This window comes from Streptomyces sp. NPDC037410, from assembly GCF_055602235.1.
On sequence record NZ_JBVJWR010000021.1, the window covers coordinates 13,729 to 31,038 of the forward strand.

Sequence of the window (17,310 nt, forward strand, 5' to 3'; positions counted from 1 at the left end):
GCGGACGGCGGCCGGGTCGTCACATCTCCTCCACGGTGCGCAGCCGGACGGCGACATCGCGGCCTCGGGGGCCGCTGGATACGGCCGTAAGCAGGGGAACGGCGGCGATGGCGGCGGCCGTCAGCAGGGTCTGCCCGAACGGCATGTCCGCCCGCACGGGCGGGAACGGCCGTCCGGCGGCGGGGGTCAGCACGGTCAGGGGCGCCATCAGGTGGACGAGGGCGACACCGAGCCCGGTCCCGGCCGCGGTCCCGATGGCGATCAGCACCCCGCCCTCGGCGGCGGAAGCCCGGGCCAGCGACCGGCGCGGTGCGCCGAGCGCCAACAGGATCGAGGATTCCCGTCCGCGCACGCGCCGTTCGGCGGCGACGGAGGTCGCGAAGCCGATGGCCGCCACGACCGCGGACGCGGCGGCGAGGACGGCCAGCACGCTCTGAGGGCCGGCGCTCAGCGGGTCGTCCAGCAGGCGCGCGGTGGTCTCGTCGCGCAGTTGGACGCGTTCGGTCCTGCTCCCTTCGCGCAGCTCGGCCGCGGCGCGGGCCGGGATCGGGTCGGCGGCCGAGGCGGCGGGCAGCCACCACTCGGTGGGCGGATCCGGCTGCTGGCCTGAGGACTCGAGCAGGAACCGGCCGATCGTGCGCAGGTCGACGGCGAGCGCCGTCCGTCCGGCCACGGGAAGTGCGTCCACGGCGGCGGTGATCCGCACCGGGACGTTCGCGCCGTCCAGCATGACGCGGACCGTCTCGCCCACCGAAGCACCGATCGACCGCAGGTAGCCGGTGGTGGCGACCGCCGGAACCGCGGCGGGCAGTGGCGTGGCGGGCTTCGGGAACAGCATGGTGCTGACACCCCTGTCGGTGCCGAACCCGCCCCAGTAGCGCAGCCGCAGTACGTCGGTGGAACCGGCCGGGACCGGGGACAGTGCGGGGACCTGGAAGGAGGGCCGCCCTTGTGGGGGAGCCGACTGCCAGCCGCCCGTGGCCCTCGCGGTGCCCGGCGCGGTGACGCTCACGGCGCCGCCGTCCACGGTGTCGGAGACGGTGATCCGGCGCACGGTCAGTTCGGCGCCGTCCCCCGCGGGTTCGCCGTTCCCGGCGTACGAGAGGCGCATGCCCGCCAGCGTCAGCGGCGCGGCCGCCGACCCGATCGGGGCACCGGTCAGTGTGTCCAGAGTGAACGGAAGAGTGGCGCTGCCGTGGGCGGGCAGGGTGACCGACGGCGTCGCATGGGTCGCCCCGAACCGGTCGCGCAGCAGCAGGCTCACGGCCGCCCAGTCCGTACCAGTGGACCGTACCGTCACGTCGAGGTTGATCCGGCGGGGGGATCCGGGCAGGGCGAGGCCGGAGGCCTGGGCGGGAGCGGGGGCCGCTCCCGCGGCGCCGGTCGCCGCCGGAGAGGCCGGGCCACCCGCGGCGAGCGGGGCGAACAGCTCCCGCATCCCGTGGCCGCCGCGCAGATCTGCGCGCAGCGGCACCCGCTCGTCGACCTTGGTGGCATCCAGTGCGAGGAGGTCGACGACGGTTCCGTCCGGCAGCTTCTGCTCCCGGCGGACCACCGGGTTCAGGCGGTCCCCGCCCGGCAGCGCCCCGTAGCGTCCGCCCTGCCCCATCGGAGACATGCTGCTCTCGGAGATCCGGAGGCCGCCCGCGGTGGCGAAGTCGGCCTGGTCGCGCTGGGAGGCGGACCAGGCGGTGTGCTGGCCGAGAGCAAGGACCCCGCTCGAGACGGCGAGGACGAGCAGCAGCACGGGCCCGGTGGCCCGGCCGGGCCTTCGGGCGAGCTGCCAGCCGAACAGGGCCGGGGCCAGGCCCCGGCCACGCGCCGACAGCGGTCCCGCAGCCCGCGCTGCGAGCGGAAGCAGCCGCAGGACCAGCAGCGTGCCCCCGCACAGGGCCAGCGGCGGGGCGAGTACCAGGACCGGGTCCACGCCGAGCCCGCCGTCGGCCGATGCGCCGGGCGCGGGGGAGTCCGAACCCGCGTACTGCGACAGTTGCTGGTAGCCGAGTACGGCGAGGAGCAGCACGGCCAGGTCCACGCCGGAGCGGGCAGCACCCGTCACCAGGGCCTGTCTGCTGCCTACGCGGCGCAGCACGGCGGCCGAGGCGCCGCGCAGGAGGGAGGGCAGGGTCGTCAGCAGGACGCACGCCAGCGCGCAGCCGGCCGCTACGGGCCAGACCAGCCAGGTGTCCGGTATCTCCAGGCGGACCCGTCCGAGCGGTCCGAACCGGCCGAACAGGTTGAGCAGGGGCGGTGCGAGCAGCGGTGCCAGGACCGCCGCGGGCAGGGCGAGCAACAGCGACTCGACCGCGGTGAGCGCGCCGAGCCGGCGGCGGGAGACGCCGCGCGCGGTGAGCAGGACACGCTCAGGCTCCTGGCGCACCGTCAGGATGTGGGAGACGAGGAGCAGCGCTGCGGTCGACAGGACGGCGAGCTGGAGCGCGCCCGTCAACAGGGTGGAGCGGGCGACGACCAGGCCCGAGTCCAACTCGGACAGGAGTTGCGGCAGCCCGGTGGCAGCTCGCAGCGAGGCGGTGCGCTCGAGGGAGCGCGCCGCGGGGTCCGTCGCGGTCCGCAGGGCCCCGGCTTCGGACGTGCGGATCGTGCGCAGGTCCGGGGTCAGCAGCGTGAGGCGGTATTCCTGCAGCAGGGTGCCCCCCGTGAAGGCGCTGTCGTCCACCAGGAGCGGGCCGTAGACGGCGAAAGTGTCGGACTGGATCTCCCGGCCGCCGAGCGGGTCGAGCTGCCAGTACCCGGCGTCTGCGTCAGAGGCCCGGTACACGCCGGTGACCAGCACGGTCAGGGGAGGACCACCGAAGCGGTCGTCGAGGTGGACCGGTGCGGGCAGCGCGGTTTCGGCCAGGCCGAGCCGTGCGAGTACCGCGCGCGGTACGGCCACCTGTATCGGCGCCGTCGGGGTACCGGCCCCGGCGGGGACCGGCCCGGGCCACGCACCGGCGAGCAGTTCCACGTGCTCCCGGGCGAGTGCGGCGAGCAGGGTCAAGTCGGCGTCGCGGCCTGGAGCGGCGGCGCCGGGCAGTCCGTACGACCGGCTGCGGGCCACGCTCTGAGAGGCCACCGGAAGCCGCCCGAACACCTCGTCGGCGAAGGTCCGGACGGACTCGTCGTCCTTGGCGCGCAAGGAGGCGGGATGGCCACTGGTGATCACGACGGTGGTCCGGGACTGTTCAGGGCCGGTCAGGGCCCGACGGAGCCCTTCCTCCCCCACACCACGGGTGAATGCCGCAAGCGCAGTCAGCGAGGTTGCGCTGATCAGTACGGTGAGCAGCACGGAGAGAGCGAGGGGCCATCGCCCGCGCAGTCGGCGAACGACGAAGCCGAGCACGTGTTTTGGTTCCTTCCCTGGAGCGTCCGCCAATAGATCACGCGCATGACGCGTGAGTGTCGCCTCGGGAGCCCACGGCCTGCGGACACTCGCTGCTCCGGCGCGCAAATGCCCGCGGTTCATTGCCCATTGGCGGACACCCCTTACCGGATACCGGACGATGCTGCCAGCTTTGAGCCGCAGAGGAAAGGGGCTTGAGTGCCTGATGTTGTAGATGAGTAAATCTGATTCATGGCTGCAGCGGCAGCGCGCGGGACGCCGGCCAGTCCGGCCCGCGCGGGCGACACGACAGGGGAGGGTGCGATGAGGGGCCAGCAGGAACCGGCGGTTGTACCGCCGGCGCGGAAGAGCGGCGACGCTCCGATCGTGGTGGTGGACGACGTGCACCACAGTTTCGGCAGAGGACCGCAGGCCGTCCACGCCCTGCGCGGGGTGTCCTTCGAGGTCCGCCGCGGCTCGCTCACCGCCCTCAGGGGCCGCTCGGGCTCGGGCAAGACCACCCTGCTGAACCTCGTCGGCGGTCTCGACACCCCCGCCGGCGGCCGGATCACCCTCGACGGCACCGAGTTGGCGGCCCTCGACGAGGCGGGCCTGCTCGCCCTGCGCCGCGACCGCATCGGCTTCGTGTTCCAGTCCTTCGGTCTCATCCCCGTCCTCACCGCCGCCGAGAACGTCGGCGTACCGATGCGACTGCGCCGCGTACCGGCCAAGGAGCGCGAGGAACGCGCCCGGACCCTGCTCGCCCTGGTCGGCCTCGCGGACCACGCCGAGCAGCGCCCCGGCGAACTCTCCGGTGGCCAGCAGCAGCGCGTCGCGGTGGCCCGCGCCCTGGCCAACGACCCCGACCTGATCATCGCGGACGAACCCACGGGCCAGCTCGACTCGGAAACCGGCCGATCGATCATCGAGCTGTTGCGCGCGGTGGTACGCAGCCAGTCGGTCGCCATCCTCGTCGCCACCCACGACCCCAACCTGATCGAACTCGCCGACCGGGTCGTGGAACTGCGCGACGGCCGCATCGTGGAGCCCATCGCGGCCGACGACACAAGTCCGACGGCGGACGCGACCCCGCAAGGCGCGGAGGAGCCGGCGAGCTCGCAGCGGCACTGACGGGCGATACCGGGACAGCCACGGAGGTCAGACAGAACCGCCTGCACGCGGCGGCCGTCGTGCGGGCGGCGGATCGGGCAGTGAGCGGCACGGAATCCCTGCAGCCCCCAAGCCCCCGGACCGGCCGAAGCCGACTGATGAGCAGCGACTCACGGAGCACATGACCGAGGGCGAAGACGGGTGACCACCGGGTCTGTGTCGTCACTCCGAGCCGGCGAGGCTCGAAGCCTGCACGGGCAGAAGGCCACAGAGTCGGCCGAAGTCCCGGGTGTCGACGGCGTCGGGGTAACCCCTGATCCAGTCCCTCGGCGGCGGGTCGTGCGGCTCTTCCAGGCCGTGGCACCACTGCGAGATGATGTCGTCGCCGAGAGCGAGGGTCCGTGACGGCGGTGCGCAGTATGACGGCGTGCTGTGGTATGCGGTCGCGGTCCACGGACCAGACGGCTCCGATCGAGGCGCCTTCGTGGGCGATCCAGTTCCGTGCCTGCCTGGCCTTGTGCAGGGTGTCCATGTCCATGGTCTGGCCCATCGCGTGTGCGGCCAGGCCGTGCAGGGTGCCGCCCAGGAGCTTTTCGGCGGAGGCTGCCCCGGCGTCCGGCTCCGAACACTGGCCGAAGTGGCCGGCGACGGAGAGGGCGCGGGTGCGGGAGTCGAGGCCGGTCTGCAGGCCGCCGAGTGTCTTGCGGGTGAGTACGTGGAGCTCGACTCCGATGAGGCGGTGGGGGGACGGCGGCGCGGCCGAGGCGTTCGCCGCGGTAGTGGCGGGCGATTTGGATGCCCTGGATCTGGGCGTCCTGGTGCTCGAGCCGGAACTGGTCGTCCGCCGTTCGGGCCTCGCCCCACGCTGACCGGACCTGCCGTTCCGGGAGCCCCGGCGTACATCTCGCTGAGGAGTCGTCGACAGCCGCGTAGCACTTGAGGACGATCCCGCGTCCGTATCGAGGCGGACTTCTCGGCCGAGAGGGAACCCCGGCCCGCGGTCGCCGTCTTGGTCCTCGTGTCGACTTGATCGTCGAGTCGACCCGAGGAGGGGTGATGGCAGGTCAGGTGCGTAGGACGAGGCGGGCGAAGGCATCGGCGCCGGAGTACCAGGGTGCTCTGGAATCGTTGTCGGTGAACGCCTCACTGCCCGAGGTGTTGGCCCGGGGCATGGAGGAGCTGCGGGCGGCGGAGCGGGCCGGGGACCGGCGGGAGGAGGCGCGCTGCGGGCTGGCCGTGGCGGAGGCCTGCCGCAGGCTCGGGCGCATCGAGGAGGCCGACCGGGCGTGGAAGGCGAGCTACCGGGCGGCGCGTTCGGCCGGTCACGAGGGGGCCATGGCGTGGGCTCTGTGGAGCGGCGGCACGCTGGCCCGACAGCGCGGTGCGTTCAGGCTGGCGTACCGCTTGCTGAGGCTGGCCGCCGAGACGGGCGAGCGGGGCGGTGACGTCGTCGTGCGCGGCTACTCGCTGGCGGGGCTCGCCGAAACCGGGCGGATACAGGGCGATTACGCGGCGGTGAGGAGGCTGCACGAGCAGCTGCTTGCCGAGGCCCGCCGCCGCGGCGAGGCCCGGCACACGGTGTGGGCGCTGGAGGGCATCGCGCAGATGCACCGCAATACCGGCGAATACGACGAGGCCCTGGCCCTGTTCGAGGAGGCGGCCGACACGGCGTCCCGAGCCGAGGACCGGCGCGGGTGGGCATGGGCGCTGCGCGGCATCGCGGACGTGGTGTCCGTGCGCGACGCCGATGTGGAGCGCGCTCTGTCGCTGCTGTCCCAGGCGGAGGAGGCCTGTCGGGAGATGCGGTTGTCCAGTGCGCTCGCCTACAACCACAAGATGCGCGGCAACGTGCTGTACCGGGCGGGCCGCTACGAGCAGGCCCGTGAGATGTACGCGCTGGCCCTTGAGGAGTTCCGCGAGATGGACGAGCCGCGCGGGACGGCGCTGTCGCGACTGGGGCTGGTCAAGGCCTCCGCCCACCTGGGCCGCGACGCCGCGCACACTGCCGCCGACCTGGCCGAACTGCGCTCGACGCTGGACCGTATCGGGCTGCGGCATGCCCGGGACATGGTCGACAAGGCAGCGGCCGAACTGGGGGTGGGCCCGCTGCCGGACCACGGCGGCCACGAGCAGGGCGCCGCGAGGCCCGTGGTGCCGGCGGTCGGGGCCGAGGCGCTTCAGGCCGCCGATGTGGAGTGCCTGCGGTGAGCGCCGTCCCGACACCATTCTCGCCGGTGGGCTCGCCGGGCGCTGCAGTCATGGCCCCGGTGCGTTCCTCACGTGATCGCGACAGTGATCGCGACATTGATCGCGAGATTGATCACGACGTCGATCACGACGCAGCGCCGATCCGTGTCCTGGAGCGTTGTCGTGAACTCGTCCGGCCCGCGCTGGTGGAGGCGGTGGGCAGCCTCCATCCGTGGACCGGTGAGATGGCGGCGTACGCGCTGGGCTGGTCCGACACGGCCGGTACTCCGGATTCCGGCGGGTCCGAGGGCAAGGGAGTACGCCAGGCGCTTGCCGTGCTCGGGGCGGAGGCGGTCGGGGCTGATGGCGCGGAGGCCGTTCCCGGCGCCGTGGCCGTCGAACTCGTGCACACCTTCTCGCTCCTCCACGACGACATCATGGACGGCGACGCCCTGCGCCGGCAGCGGCCTGCGGTGTGGAAGGAATACGGGACCGGCCCGGCCGTACTCGCCGGCGACGCGCTTCTCGCCCAGGCCGTGACCACCCTGGCCGAGACCTCGGGCCGGCACGCGGCGGCCGCGGTCCGCTGCCTCTGCCGGACCCTGAACGCGCTGGTGTCCGGCCAGGCACAGGACCTGCGCTTTGAACACCGTCCGTGGTACGGCCCCGGCGCAGTCGGACCGGAGCAGTACCGGTCGATGGCCGAACACAAGACAGGCTCCCTGCTGGGCTGCGCCGTTGCGCTCGGCGCGGTCCTCGGCGGCGCCCCCGACCGGACCGTGACCACGCTCGAACGGGCGGGGCGCCATCTCGGCCTCGCCTTCCAGGCGGTGGACGACATCCTCGGCATCTGGGGCGACCCCGCCGTGACCGGCAAACCCGTCCACGCCGACCTGCGCAGGGGCAAGAAGACCTACCCGATGCTCGCCGCACTGGCCGGCGGAGGCAGGGCCGCGCATGAACTGGCGGCGCTGCTCGCCCCTCCCCAGCCGCTCGACCACGAGGCCGCCGCACACGTCGCGGCACTCTTGGAGGAGCTGGGCGGGCGGACCGCGACCCGCGAAGAAGCGCGCCGACACCTGGACACCGCCCGCCGCGCGCTGCGCGACACGTCCCTCACGCACACCGCCGCACAGCAATTGGACAGGCTGTTCACGTACGTGCTCGACCGGACCAGGTGATCACCGTTCCGCCTCGGTGATCACCCCGCGGTGACGGCTCGACGACGGGGACCCGCAGCGGAGCGCGGAACGACGGCGGACCGAGAGGACGAGTCGGCGGATCGTCAAAGCTGCCCCGCGTGGGCTGGTACGAAGGCTGCGGTTTCGAGCTGACGGGGACAGGCCCGCGGCCGTCCGGCGGGCCTCATAGCCGACGGCCGAAAGTCAAGCACCATCACTCGTTCGAGTGGGGATCGTGGGTCGGCTCTCCGCCACCGCCATCTCGACCGCTGAGGATTCGGCGGGGCCAACTACGCCGAGGGCGACGATGGAGGACGGCGAGATCGGCATGGAGGGCGCCGGCAGCGACATGCAGGGCCGGATGGAGGTGGGACTACGGGCAGCGCGGAAGGCTCTGACCGCGCACTTGAGCGCGGTGGTCGGCTCCGATGGTGCGGTGCGTGCCCCCGTGTGCCAGCCGGACCCTGGAGTCGGCGTTGCTGTTGGTGCTGTTGCGTCGCCGTGGCGGTCATCTGGTGGCGGAGCGGGAACTCGCCGTGTACCTGGCCACTGCGGGAGCGCAGGGCAGCGGGTTCGATGCGGCGCTGGCGCAGGCGGTGCTGGAGGGCCGCAGAGCCGGTACCGATGTGGTGGCTGACCTGCTGGCCGGCTTCGATCATTTCTCGTTGGCGCGCAAGCGGTTGCTGTTCGACGTGTACCTGGCGGTGGCGGGTGCCGTTCCGTTCGAGGAATCGATTTGGACATGGCTGTGATTGTGGTGTTCGGGACCGCCAGGCACCATCGGCAGAAGCTGGGACGGATGCAGGCAGAAACGAAGGGCAGTGCTCTGCATGAGTCGACGTACCGGTCCATCGGACAGTCCAGGCGCCTGGTGCACCTCGCCGAACGTGCTCAGCAGCACCCGAGCTTCTTCGGTGAGTAGCTGACCAGCAGGTTCTTGGTCCACTGGTAGTGCTCCAGCATCGAGGCGGGAGGTTGACCCCTGGGAGGCTGCGGCACGTCTTCTCGACCGCTCGCTCGACCGGGCGATCGCGCGTCGGACCGCCCCGTACGCGCCGCCACTACGGGGCGCGAATGGCCAAAACGCACTAGGACCGCGCCCCTTGACAGGCGCCGTCGCAGGCCCCCTCGCGCCTCGCGGAGGTACCGTTCTGGACCCGGACGCGCAGGGGGCCGACACCGCCCGCCACCATGGTCGGCGTCCGCGGTGCGCCGACCGGCGGCCATCGTTCCGGCCGCGCGGCGGCGGCCTCTGGGCCGGGCCGGACGCGCCCGGAATACCGCTCGACGATTGGCCGGTTCCGGTAGATCCCGGACGGACCGCCTCCGGTGGATTCTGTAGCCCCGTGTACTTCCGGCGAATCGTAGGAGGTCCCACATGTCCATCATGTCCATCACTCGCGCGGATGAGATTGTCACCGCCTGGCTCCAGGGTGCCGAGACGGCCTTCGGCGCCGACAACCCGGCCGGCCCGCTCTACGTGGGTGGTGCGGCCGGAGAGGCCGCGCTGACCGACGGCACCGAGGCGCTGCTCACCGGGTGCAGCAGCTGTACGGGTTCGCTGCACAGCTACTGCTGCTGACGAACCGCCGTACGGCACCGGACGCACCACCCGGGGAGCCCTCAGGGGCTCCCCGGCCCGGCGAGGCCCGGCGAGGCCCGGCGAGGCCCGGCGAGGCCCGGCGAGGCCCGGCGAGGCCCGGCGAGGCCGGCCCCCGCGTGCGGAAACCCGACCAAGACACCAGGAGAGGACTCAGCATGGTGGAACCGGTGGCAGCGGCCCGCGCGGCCGACGGACCGCCGCCCGAGGGATGGTTCGCGGGCCCCGTGGACGCCTTCGCGGCCCCGCTGTTCGCGGAGCTGGACGACCGGATCCCAGGGATGGCCGGGCTGGCCTCCGACGAGCGGGAAGTCCTGCGCGAGGCGACGCGCGAGGCTCTCCGCCGTACCCTCCAGCTGCGGCTCAACCGGGTGCTCCTGCTTGAGCTGCGGGCTGCCGCCCTCGCCGGCGACCTGCCCGGCACGGACCCGTCCGCGCGATGGGACGCCTTCCTCCGGCAGGCCTCCGCGCCCGGCTTCTCCGAGACCCTGCACCGGCGCTACCCGGCGCTGCGCCGACGGGCCTTCGCCTCCGGACGCCTGCTGACCGAGGGCGCCCTGGAGCTGGGTGCGCGGCTCGCCGCGGACCGGCGGGCCGTCGCCGGCCTGCTCGGGGGCGATCCCGGACCGCTGCGCGCCCTGGAACTCGCCCGAGGGGACACCCACCACGGCGGCCGGGCGGTGGCGCTGGTGGTCTTCGAGACCTCCTGCGTCATGTACAAGCCGCGACCGGTGGAGGTGGACGCCGCGCTGCGATCCTTCGTCGCCGCCGTCCCCGGCGCCGAGGACCTGGGCGTACCGAGGGTGGTGGTTCGGGACGGCTACGGCTGGGCCGAGCACCTCGGGCACCGCTACTGCCAAGGCGAGGCGGAACTCGCCCGCTTCTACCGCGCCCTGGGCGGCTGGCTGGCGGTGATGCGGCTCCTCGGCGGGACCGACCTGCACGCCGAGAACCTCGTGGCCCACGGTCCGGTGCCCGCCGTCGTCGACGCCGAGGCCCTGTTCACCCCCGATGTCGAGGTTCCGCCGAGTGGGCGCGGCGACGCCGTGGACCGGGCGGCCCGGACGATCCGCAACACCGTGCTGCGCACCGGCATCCTCCCGCTGCGCACCGACGGCTACGCCCTCGCAGGCGTGGACCTCTCGGCCGCCGGTGGTCTGCCCGGTCAGCAGCCGCAGATCCGCGTCCCGGTCATCACGGACGGAGGACGGGACACCGCCCGTATGGAGATCGCCGCGGTGGACCTGCCGCCGGCCCGCAACCAGCCCAGCCCCGAGCCGGTGCTGATCCGCCACTGGGACCAGGTGCTCACCGGCTTCGACGGGCTCACCGCGGCCCTGGCGGAGCTCGACGCGGGCGGTGGACTCGACGCGCTGTTGCGGGTGTTCGACGGCTGCCGGGTCCGCAGGATCCGGAGGCCCACACAGACGTACACGGACATCGGCCGGATGCTCTGGCACCCGGCTTCGCTGCACGACCCCGACGCCGCCCTGGCCCGGGCCCGGGACATCCTCCACCGCAACGCCCTCGCCGCCCCGGGCGCGCCCCGCGAACCGGCCGTGATCGACCAGGAGATAGCGGACCTCCTGGTCGGAGACATCCCCGCGTTCGGCGAACGGGTGGGCGGACAACGCCTTGACGCCTTCCTCGCCGGGTGGCGGCGGGCGGACCTCACCCGTGAACGCGACACCATCCGCAGCGCCCTGGTCGGCGCCTACCTGAACGAACGCAGGCTTCCCGACCGGGTACGGACGCCCGCCCGCGCGCCGCACGTCGAGGACCTGGACCGGCGGCGCCGCACGCTGGCGGCCCAGGCCGTGCGGACGGTCTGCGAGGCGGCCGTGCACGGTGCCGACGCCACCACGACCTGGATCAGTCCCGTGCTCACGGACTACGGCTGGGCCGTCCGCCCGCTGGGCGCGGACCTCTACACCGGGCAGGGCGGCGTCGCCCTCGCCCTCGCGGAGTACCAGCGGGAGCAGCGGGCCGGCCGAGCCGATCCGGTGGCCGGTGTCGAGTCCGTCCTTGCCGGCACCCTGGAGGTCCTGTCCGCCACCGAGGACACCACGCCGACCCGTCAGCTCGGCGGGTTCACCGGCGTCGCCTCGCAGGTGTGGACCTGGGCCGTGCTGCACCGCGTCCTCGGCACGCCCGGGCTGCTCGACCGTGCCCGTGCCAGGGCCGCGCTGCTGACCCCGGAAGCCATCGCCGAGGACCGTGCCCTCGACGTGCTCAGCGGCGTGGCCGGCGCGGTCGTCCCCTTGCTCGACCTCGCCGAACTCACCGGCGAGGAGCGGTGGTCGGAAGCAGCCGCGGAGGCCGGTCGGCATCTGGAGCGGACCGTGGTCGTCGACGACCGCGGAGCACGGTGGTCCACGGTGATGTTCCCCGAGGGCATCGGCGGATTCGCCCATGGCGCCACCGGCGCCGGGTGGGCGCTCACCAGGCTCGCCCTCTCGTCCGCCGGGAGCCCGGCCGACCGGCGCCGGTGGTACGAACTCGGCACTCTGGCGCACGACTTCGAGGAGTCGCTGTACACGCCGGAGGCAGGGGCCTGGGTCGATGCGCGGATCGGGGGAGACGTCGACCATTCCACCGCGTGGTGCCACGGCAGCACGGGCATCGGCCTGGCCGCCCTCGACCTCCACCGGCGCACGGGTGACCCCCGCCACCTGGACACCGCGCTCCGCTCGGGGCCGGCCGGCCTGCGCGAGGGGTTCGGCTGGAGCCACACCCTCTGTCACGGCGACCTCGGACTCTGGGAGCTCCTGCACCACCTGCGCGGTCTGAAGGGGTACGAGGGACCGTCCGCCGCACAGGCCGACGCGGAGTTGATCACCGGCATCGAGCAGCGCGGTCCGGTCGGTGGCCTCGCCAAGGAGGCGTTCGCCCCGGGTCTGCTCCCCGGGCTGTCCGGGGTGGTGCACCACCTGCTCCGGATGCACCCCGACGCACGCCTGAGCTCGCCTCTCCTCCTGGCCCACCCCGAGGGGCCGGACACCATCTGACGCGATCTCCCGCCTCGGACGCCGACCGGTGGCGGACTCCGCGAGCGGGTCGGCCCAAGGGCGTACGGGAGTGACCCGCTCCCGGATCGGCCGTCGTCGACGGAGCCGTGGTCGGTCGGCGGCCTCGCCGTACCATCGGCCTCGTCGGCATCGAATCCTTCCGCCGTCGGCGCGGCAGGCCGAGCTCCGTACCCTGTCCGACACCCCTGCTGCTTCGCCGAGGGAGGGGACCATGAAAGGGAGGCGCCCGGTGGGGAAGCGGCCCGTGGAGACGGGGCCGGTGAGGATGGGGCCGTGGCGGTTCGTGCTGTGGTTCGGCGCGGTCAGCCTGCTCGCCGACATCGTGTACGAGGGGGCCCGCTCGGTCACCGGGCCGCTGCTGGCGTCGCTGGGGGCCTCGGCGCTGGTCGTCGGCGTGGTCACGGGCGCCGGTGAGGCGGCGGCGCTCGGGCTGCGACTGGTGTCGGGCCCGCTGGCGGACCGCACCCGCCGCTTCTGGGGCCTGACCATCGCCGGATACGCCCTGACCGTCGCCTCCGTGCCGCTCCTGGGTGCGGCCGGGGTGCTATGGGTGGCGTGTGCCCTCGTGATCGCCGAGAGGGTCGGCAAGGCCGTCCGCTCCCCGGCGAAGGACACCCTCTTGTCCCACGCCGCGGCGGCGACGGGACGGGGCCGGGGCTTCGCCGTGCACGAGGCGATGGACCAGGTCGGCGCCCTGATCGGTCCCCTGTTCGTGGCCGGAGTGCTGGCGCTGACCGGCGGCGATTACGGTCCGGCGCTCGGCCTGCTCGCCCTGCCCGGCCTCGCGGTCCTTGGCCTCCTGTACCGGCTGCGGGCCCGGGTGCCGGATCCGGAAGCCTACGAGCGCGAGGCGGCCGCCACGGCCGTACCGGCGCCGGACCATCAGGCAGGGGACCGACGTCTGCCGAGGGCGTTCTGGACGTACGCCGCGTTCACGGCCACCACCACGACCGGGCTCGCCACCTTCGGCGTCCTCTCCTTCCACCTGGTTCAACGGCACCTGCTGTCCGCCGCGTGGGTGCCGGTGCTGTACGCGGCGGCGATGGCCGTGGACGCCCTGGCGGCGCTGGCCACCGGATGGCTGTACGACCGCCACGGCCCCCGGGTTCTGATCGCCCTGCCGGTGCTCACGGCGGGTGTGGCGATGCTGGCGTTCACCGGCAAGCTGGGGATCGCGGTCGCGGGATCGCTGCTGTGGGGTGCGGCCATGGGCATCCAGGAGTCCACCCTGCGCGCCACGGTCGCGGATCTGGTGCCCAGCGACCGGCGGGCGACCGCGTACGGCCTGTTCGCCGGTGTGGTCGGCGCTGCGAGCCTGGCCGGCGGCGCACTGATCGGCGGCTTGTACGGCTACTCGATTCCCCTGCTGATCACCGTGGTCGTCTCCGTCCAGGTGCTCGCCGTGGTGTTGCTGATCGTCCCCCGCGCTCCGCGGCGTTGATTCCGCCGACGCCGCGGGGCCCGCGCCCGCCGGGAACCGGGCAGCCGTGCCCGTCCACCCGGCACACGTCATCGCCCAGGCGGCCTCATCCGCGTCCCCCGTCGCGCTGACCCCTCGGCGCGCCGCCGTGGCAGCGCCGGGCGGCACCGGCCCTAGTGAGGGGGACAGGAAGTCCCCGATCCGTCGGAGAGCACCATGCACCAGCGCGGCCTCGCAGCCGTCTCGCTCGCCGCCGTCACCCTGTGCACCGCGGTGTGCGGCGGCTGCTCCAGCAGCACGAAGACCACCGGTCAGGCTGGCTCGTCCCCCGCGGCCTCGCAGGCGGCGATGACGTCGGCGAGCGCCTCGCCCAGCGCCTCCGCCGGTGCGGGCGGAGGGACGAGCGTCGCGGTGGCATCCGTCGGCAAGTTCGGCGACATCCTGACCGACTCCCAGGGCAAGACCCTCTACCTCTTCGAGAAGGACACCTCGTCCTCCTCCACCTGCTACGACGCCTGTGCCACGGCCTGGCCACCCGCCCTCACCACGGGCGCTCCCACCGCCGTCAAGGGCGCCGACCAGGCCAAGCTGACCACCACCACACGCACCGACGGCAAGACCCAGATCGTCTACAACGGCCACCCGCTGTACTCCTTCGAGGGCGACAAGGCCAAGGGAGACACCAACGGCGAGGAATCCAGCGCCTTCGGTGCCAAGTGGTACGTGGTCAACCCGGCCGGCGACAAGGTCGAGGGCGACTGATCCGCATGGCCGGCGACGAACGCCCGATGCGGGGAGGGACGCGGCGCGGGCGGACGGTACGGGTCGTGCTCTGGGCGCTTCTGCCGGTCGCGACGGTGGTCGGCGTGTACTGGTTCGGACGCGCGCACACTCCGGCCTACGCCACCAGCCTCTTCGGCACCCGCTTCGGCGACGCCCAGCAGCTGAAGGCCGAGCTCGGTACCGCCCTCCTCGGCCTCGCGCTGATCCAGCTGCTGCTCGCGCTCTGGCTGTACGGTCGGCTGCCCGGCCTGGGGACGGCGCCACGGCCGGTCGGACGGATCCACCGACTCGTCGGCCTCGCGGCCTTCCTGCTGTCCCTGCCGATCGCCCGGCACTGCCTGGTCGGCTACGGGGTGGAGCTGACCGACGCCCGCACCGCCCTGCACTCGCTGAGCGGCTGCTTCCTCTACGGAGCCTTCGTCGCCAAGGTGATCGTCGTCCGGCACCGCCGGCTGCCCGGCTGGGTCCTGCCCGTGGCCGGCGGCGCCCTGGTCCTGACGATCGCACTGCTCTGGTACTCGGCGGCCTTCTGGTACCTCAACACCTTCAACGCGCCGGGCCTCTAGCCGGCCGGGCGTCCATCGCCGCGCTTGAGGAGGGGACACGTGCCCGCATCCGTCGGGCCGGCACGGCCGGGGTGGGCACCCGGGCCGGCACGGCCGGGGTGGGTACAGGACGCCCACCCCGGACCGGGAACCACATGTGTATCGCGAGTGCGGCCAAGGCGTTCAGCGGGGCGGTGGCCTTCAGCCCGGTGGACCGGTGTGCCCTGGCCCTCACGACACGACCGGCGAACGGCTGCCCGTGTCTTGCTGGACCACGGGCGCCCCTGAGACCGGCTTTCACGGTCGCGCTGCGATCGGGCCACGACCGGGCCGCGGCTGGGAAGCCTCGACGACGGCGCAGGGCGCGAATATGGCTGAAAGTAGCGTGGGTTGGGGTGAACCAGGAGATACGCGCTGGTAACTTACGTGAGTTGATCAAGGTCGAGGCCCCCCTCCGCGGAGCCCTTGGCCCGAGCCACCCCCCCCAAGCAAGGAACCGCATTGGCCCGCACCATCCGCACGACGGCCCTTCCACTCGCCCTCTCCGCCCTCCTGCTGTCCGCCGCCCCGGCGTTCGCCGACGCGCCCACTCCGCACCTGGACGCGGTGGAGCAGTCCCTGCGTCAGGTCTCTCCGGGCCTGGAGGGATCCGTCTGGGAGCGCACGACGGGGAACAGGCTGGGTGCCTCCACCCCCGGCGCCTCCGACTGGCTGCTCCAGACCCCCGGCTGCTGGGGCGATCCCACCTGCGCCGACCGCTCAGGCTCCCGGCGCCTGCTGGAGAAGGTGCGCGAGGACATCGCGAACGCCCGGTACAGCGTGGACATATCCACGCTGGCCCCGTTCCCCAACGGAGCCTTCCAGGACGCGATCGTGGCCGGCCTGAAGGAGGCCGCGCAGAAGGGCAACCGGCTTCAGGTTCGCATCCTGGTCGGCGCCGCACCCATCTACCACGCCAACGTGGTTCCGTCCGCCTACCGCGACGAGCTGGTGGACAAGCTCGGTCCGGCGGCCGCGAGCGTCACTCTCGACGTGGCCTCGATGACGACGTCGAAGACCGGCTTCTCCTGGAACCACTCCAAGCTGGTGGTGGTGGACGGCAACTCGGTGATCACCGGCGGCATCAACAGCTGGAAGGACGACTACCTCGACACCACCCACCCGGTGAACGACGTCGACCTCGCGCTGTCCGGCCCGGCGGCGGGCTCCGCCGGACGCTACCTCGACACGCTGTGGGACTGGACCTGCCGCAACAAGAACAACTGGACCGCCGTCTGGTTCGCCTCCTCCAACGGCGCGGGCTGCCTGCCCACCCTGCCCCGGCCCGCCGCCCCGCCCACCGGCGGCGACATCCCCGCCCTCGCGGTCGGCGGCCTCGGCGTCGGGATCCGACAGAGTGACCCGTCCTCGTCGTTCCGGCCCGTCCTGCCGACGGCCTCCGACACCACCTGCGGATTCGGCGTGCACGACTACACCAACGCCGACCGCGACTACGACACGGTCAACCCGGAGGAGAGCGCCCTGCGGGCCCTCGTCGCGAGCGCGACCGAGCACGTCGAGATCTCGCAGCAGGACCTGAACGCGACCTGCCCGCCGCTGCCCCGCTACGACATCCGGCTCTACGACACCCTCGCCGCGAAACTCGCCGCCGGTGTGAAGGTGCGCATCGTCGTCAGCGACCCGGCCAACCGGGGCACCATCGGCAGCGGCGGCTACTCGCAGATCAAGTCGCTGTCCGAGGTGAGCGACGCCCTGCGCGGCCGCCTCACGGCCCTGACCGGTGACGTGCCGAAGGCAAGGGCCGCGATGTGCCAGAACCTGCAGCTCGCGACCTTCCGCGCCTCGGACAAGCCGACGTGGGCGGACGGCAAGCCGTACGCCCAGCACCACAAGCTGGTCTCGGTGGACGACTCGGCCTTCTACATCGGATCGAAGAACCTGTACCCCTCCTGGCTCCAGGACTTCGGCTACGTGATCGAAAGCCCCGCCGCCGCACGCCGGCTGGCGGACGGGCTGCTCGCGCCGCAGTGGAAGTACTCGCAGGCGACGGCGACGTACGACTACACGCGCGGCCTCTGCCAGGGCTGACGCCCTCCCGACCGGCACCTCGGCGCACCTCGGGTCAGCGGCCAC

The 17,310-nt window shown here is 73.0% G+C and carries 12 protein-coding genes; 11 read left to right on the forward strand and 1 reads right to left on the reverse strand.

Going from position 1 to position 17,310, the window contains the following annotated elements; genetic code table 11:
• Nucleotides 1-19: 19 nt before the first annotated feature.
• Entirely contained in the window at nt 20-3,166 is a 3,147-nt protein-coding gene (locus ACZ7HT_RS29200) for an FtsX-like permease family protein (RefSeq protein WP_471171364.1), read from the reverse strand.
• A gap of 480 nt (nt 3,167-3,646) precedes the next feature.
• On the opposite strand from ACZ7HT_RS29200, the gene ACZ7HT_RS29205 reads away from it, so the two are divergent.
• The 11 genes from ACZ7HT_RS29205 (at nt 3,647) to ACZ7HT_RS29255 (ending at nt 17,265) form a co-directional block, all read left to right on the forward strand.
• On the forward strand, nt 3,647-4,453 hold the full coding sequence (locus ACZ7HT_RS29205) for an ABC transporter ATP-binding protein (RefSeq protein ID WP_471171365.1): 807 nt from the start codon (nt 3,647-3,649) through the stop codon (nt 4,451-4,453).
• 710 nt (nt 4,454-5,163) lie between these two features.
• Nucleotides 5,164-5,301, forward strand: coding sequence for a hypothetical protein (locus ACZ7HT_RS29210; protein WP_471171367.1), 138 nt, complete (start codon nt 5,164-5,166; stop codon nt 5,299-5,301).
• 199 nt (nt 5,302-5,500) lie between these two features.
• Complete coding sequence (locus ACZ7HT_RS29215) at nt 5,501-6,640, forward strand: tetratricopeptide repeat protein (RefSeq protein WP_471171369.1); 1,140 nt, start codon at nt 5,501-5,503, stop codon at nt 6,638-6,640.
• Nucleotides 6,637-7,800, forward strand: coding sequence for a polyprenyl synthetase family protein (locus ACZ7HT_RS29220; protein WP_471171371.1), 1,164 nt, complete (start codon nt 6,637-6,639; stop codon nt 7,798-7,800). Before ACZ7HT_RS29215 ends, ACZ7HT_RS29220 begins: the two co-directional genes overlap by 4 nt.
• A gap of 476 nt (nt 7,801-8,276) precedes the next feature.
• Nucleotides 8,277-8,552, forward strand: coding sequence for a hypothetical protein (locus ACZ7HT_RS29225; protein ID WP_471171372.1), 276 nt, complete (start codon nt 8,277-8,279; stop codon nt 8,550-8,552).
• Nucleotides 8,553-9,178: 626 nt separating this feature from the next.
• On the forward strand, nt 9,179-9,382 hold the full coding sequence (locus ACZ7HT_RS29230) for a DUF6229 family protein (RefSeq protein WP_041133069.1): 204 nt from the start codon (nt 9,179-9,181) through the stop codon (nt 9,380-9,382).
• Nucleotides 9,383-9,558: 176 nt separating this feature from the next.
• Complete coding sequence (locus tag ACZ7HT_RS29235) at nt 9,559-12,408, forward strand: type 2 lanthipeptide synthetase LanM family protein (RefSeq protein WP_471171374.1); 2,850 nt, start codon at nt 9,559-9,561, stop codon at nt 12,406-12,408.
• Nucleotides 12,409-12,658: 250 nt separating this feature from the next.
• The gene (locus ACZ7HT_RS29240) at nt 12,659-13,870 is read left to right on the forward strand and encodes an MFS transporter (RefSeq protein WP_471171375.1); all 1,212 of its coding nucleotides are present in this window, start codon (nt 12,659-12,661) and stop codon (nt 13,868-13,870) included.
• 195 nt (nt 13,871-14,065) lie between these two features.
• On the forward strand, nt 14,066-14,611 hold the full coding sequence (locus tag ACZ7HT_RS29245; RefSeq protein ID WP_471171377.1) for a COG4315 family predicted lipoprotein: 546 nt from the start codon (nt 14,066-14,068) through the stop codon (nt 14,609-14,611).
• A 65-nt stretch (nt 14,612-14,676) separates the two neighbouring features.
• Nucleotides 14,677-15,198: a DUF6529 family protein gene (locus tag ACZ7HT_RS29250; protein ID WP_471171379.1), complete on the forward strand. Its 522-nt coding sequence runs from the start codon at nt 14,677-14,679 to the stop codon at nt 15,196-15,198.
• A gap of 480 nt (nt 15,199-15,678) precedes the next feature.
• Nucleotides 15,679-17,265: a phospholipase D-like domain-containing protein gene (locus ACZ7HT_RS29255; RefSeq protein ID WP_471171380.1), complete on the forward strand. Its 1,587-nt coding sequence runs from the start codon at nt 15,679-15,681 to the stop codon at nt 17,263-17,265.
• The last annotated feature ends 45 nt before the right edge of the window (nt 17,266-17,310 follow it).

What these genes read in the sequence shown, in the direction of transcription:
- ACZ7HT_RS29205 (WP_471171365.1), top strand. Translation starts at nt 3,647, where the DNA reads ATGAGGGGCCAGCAGGAACCGGCGGTTGTACCGCCGGCGCGGAAGAGC.
- ACZ7HT_RS29210 (WP_471171367.1), top strand. Translation starts at nt 5,164, where the DNA reads ATGAGGCGGTGGGGGGACGGCGGCGCGGCCGAGGCGTTCGCCGCGGTA.
- ACZ7HT_RS29230 (WP_041133069.1), top strand. Translation starts at nt 9,179, where the DNA reads ATGTCCATCATGTCCATCACTCGCGCGGATGAGATTGTCACCGCCTGG.
- ACZ7HT_RS29235 (WP_471171374.1), top strand. Translation starts at nt 9,559, where the DNA reads ATGGTGGAACCGGTGGCAGCGGCCCGCGCGGCCGACGGACCGCCGCCC.
- ACZ7HT_RS29245 (WP_471171377.1), top strand. Translation starts at nt 14,066, where the DNA reads ATGCACCAGCGCGGCCTCGCAGCCGTCTCGCTCGCCGCCGTCACCCTG.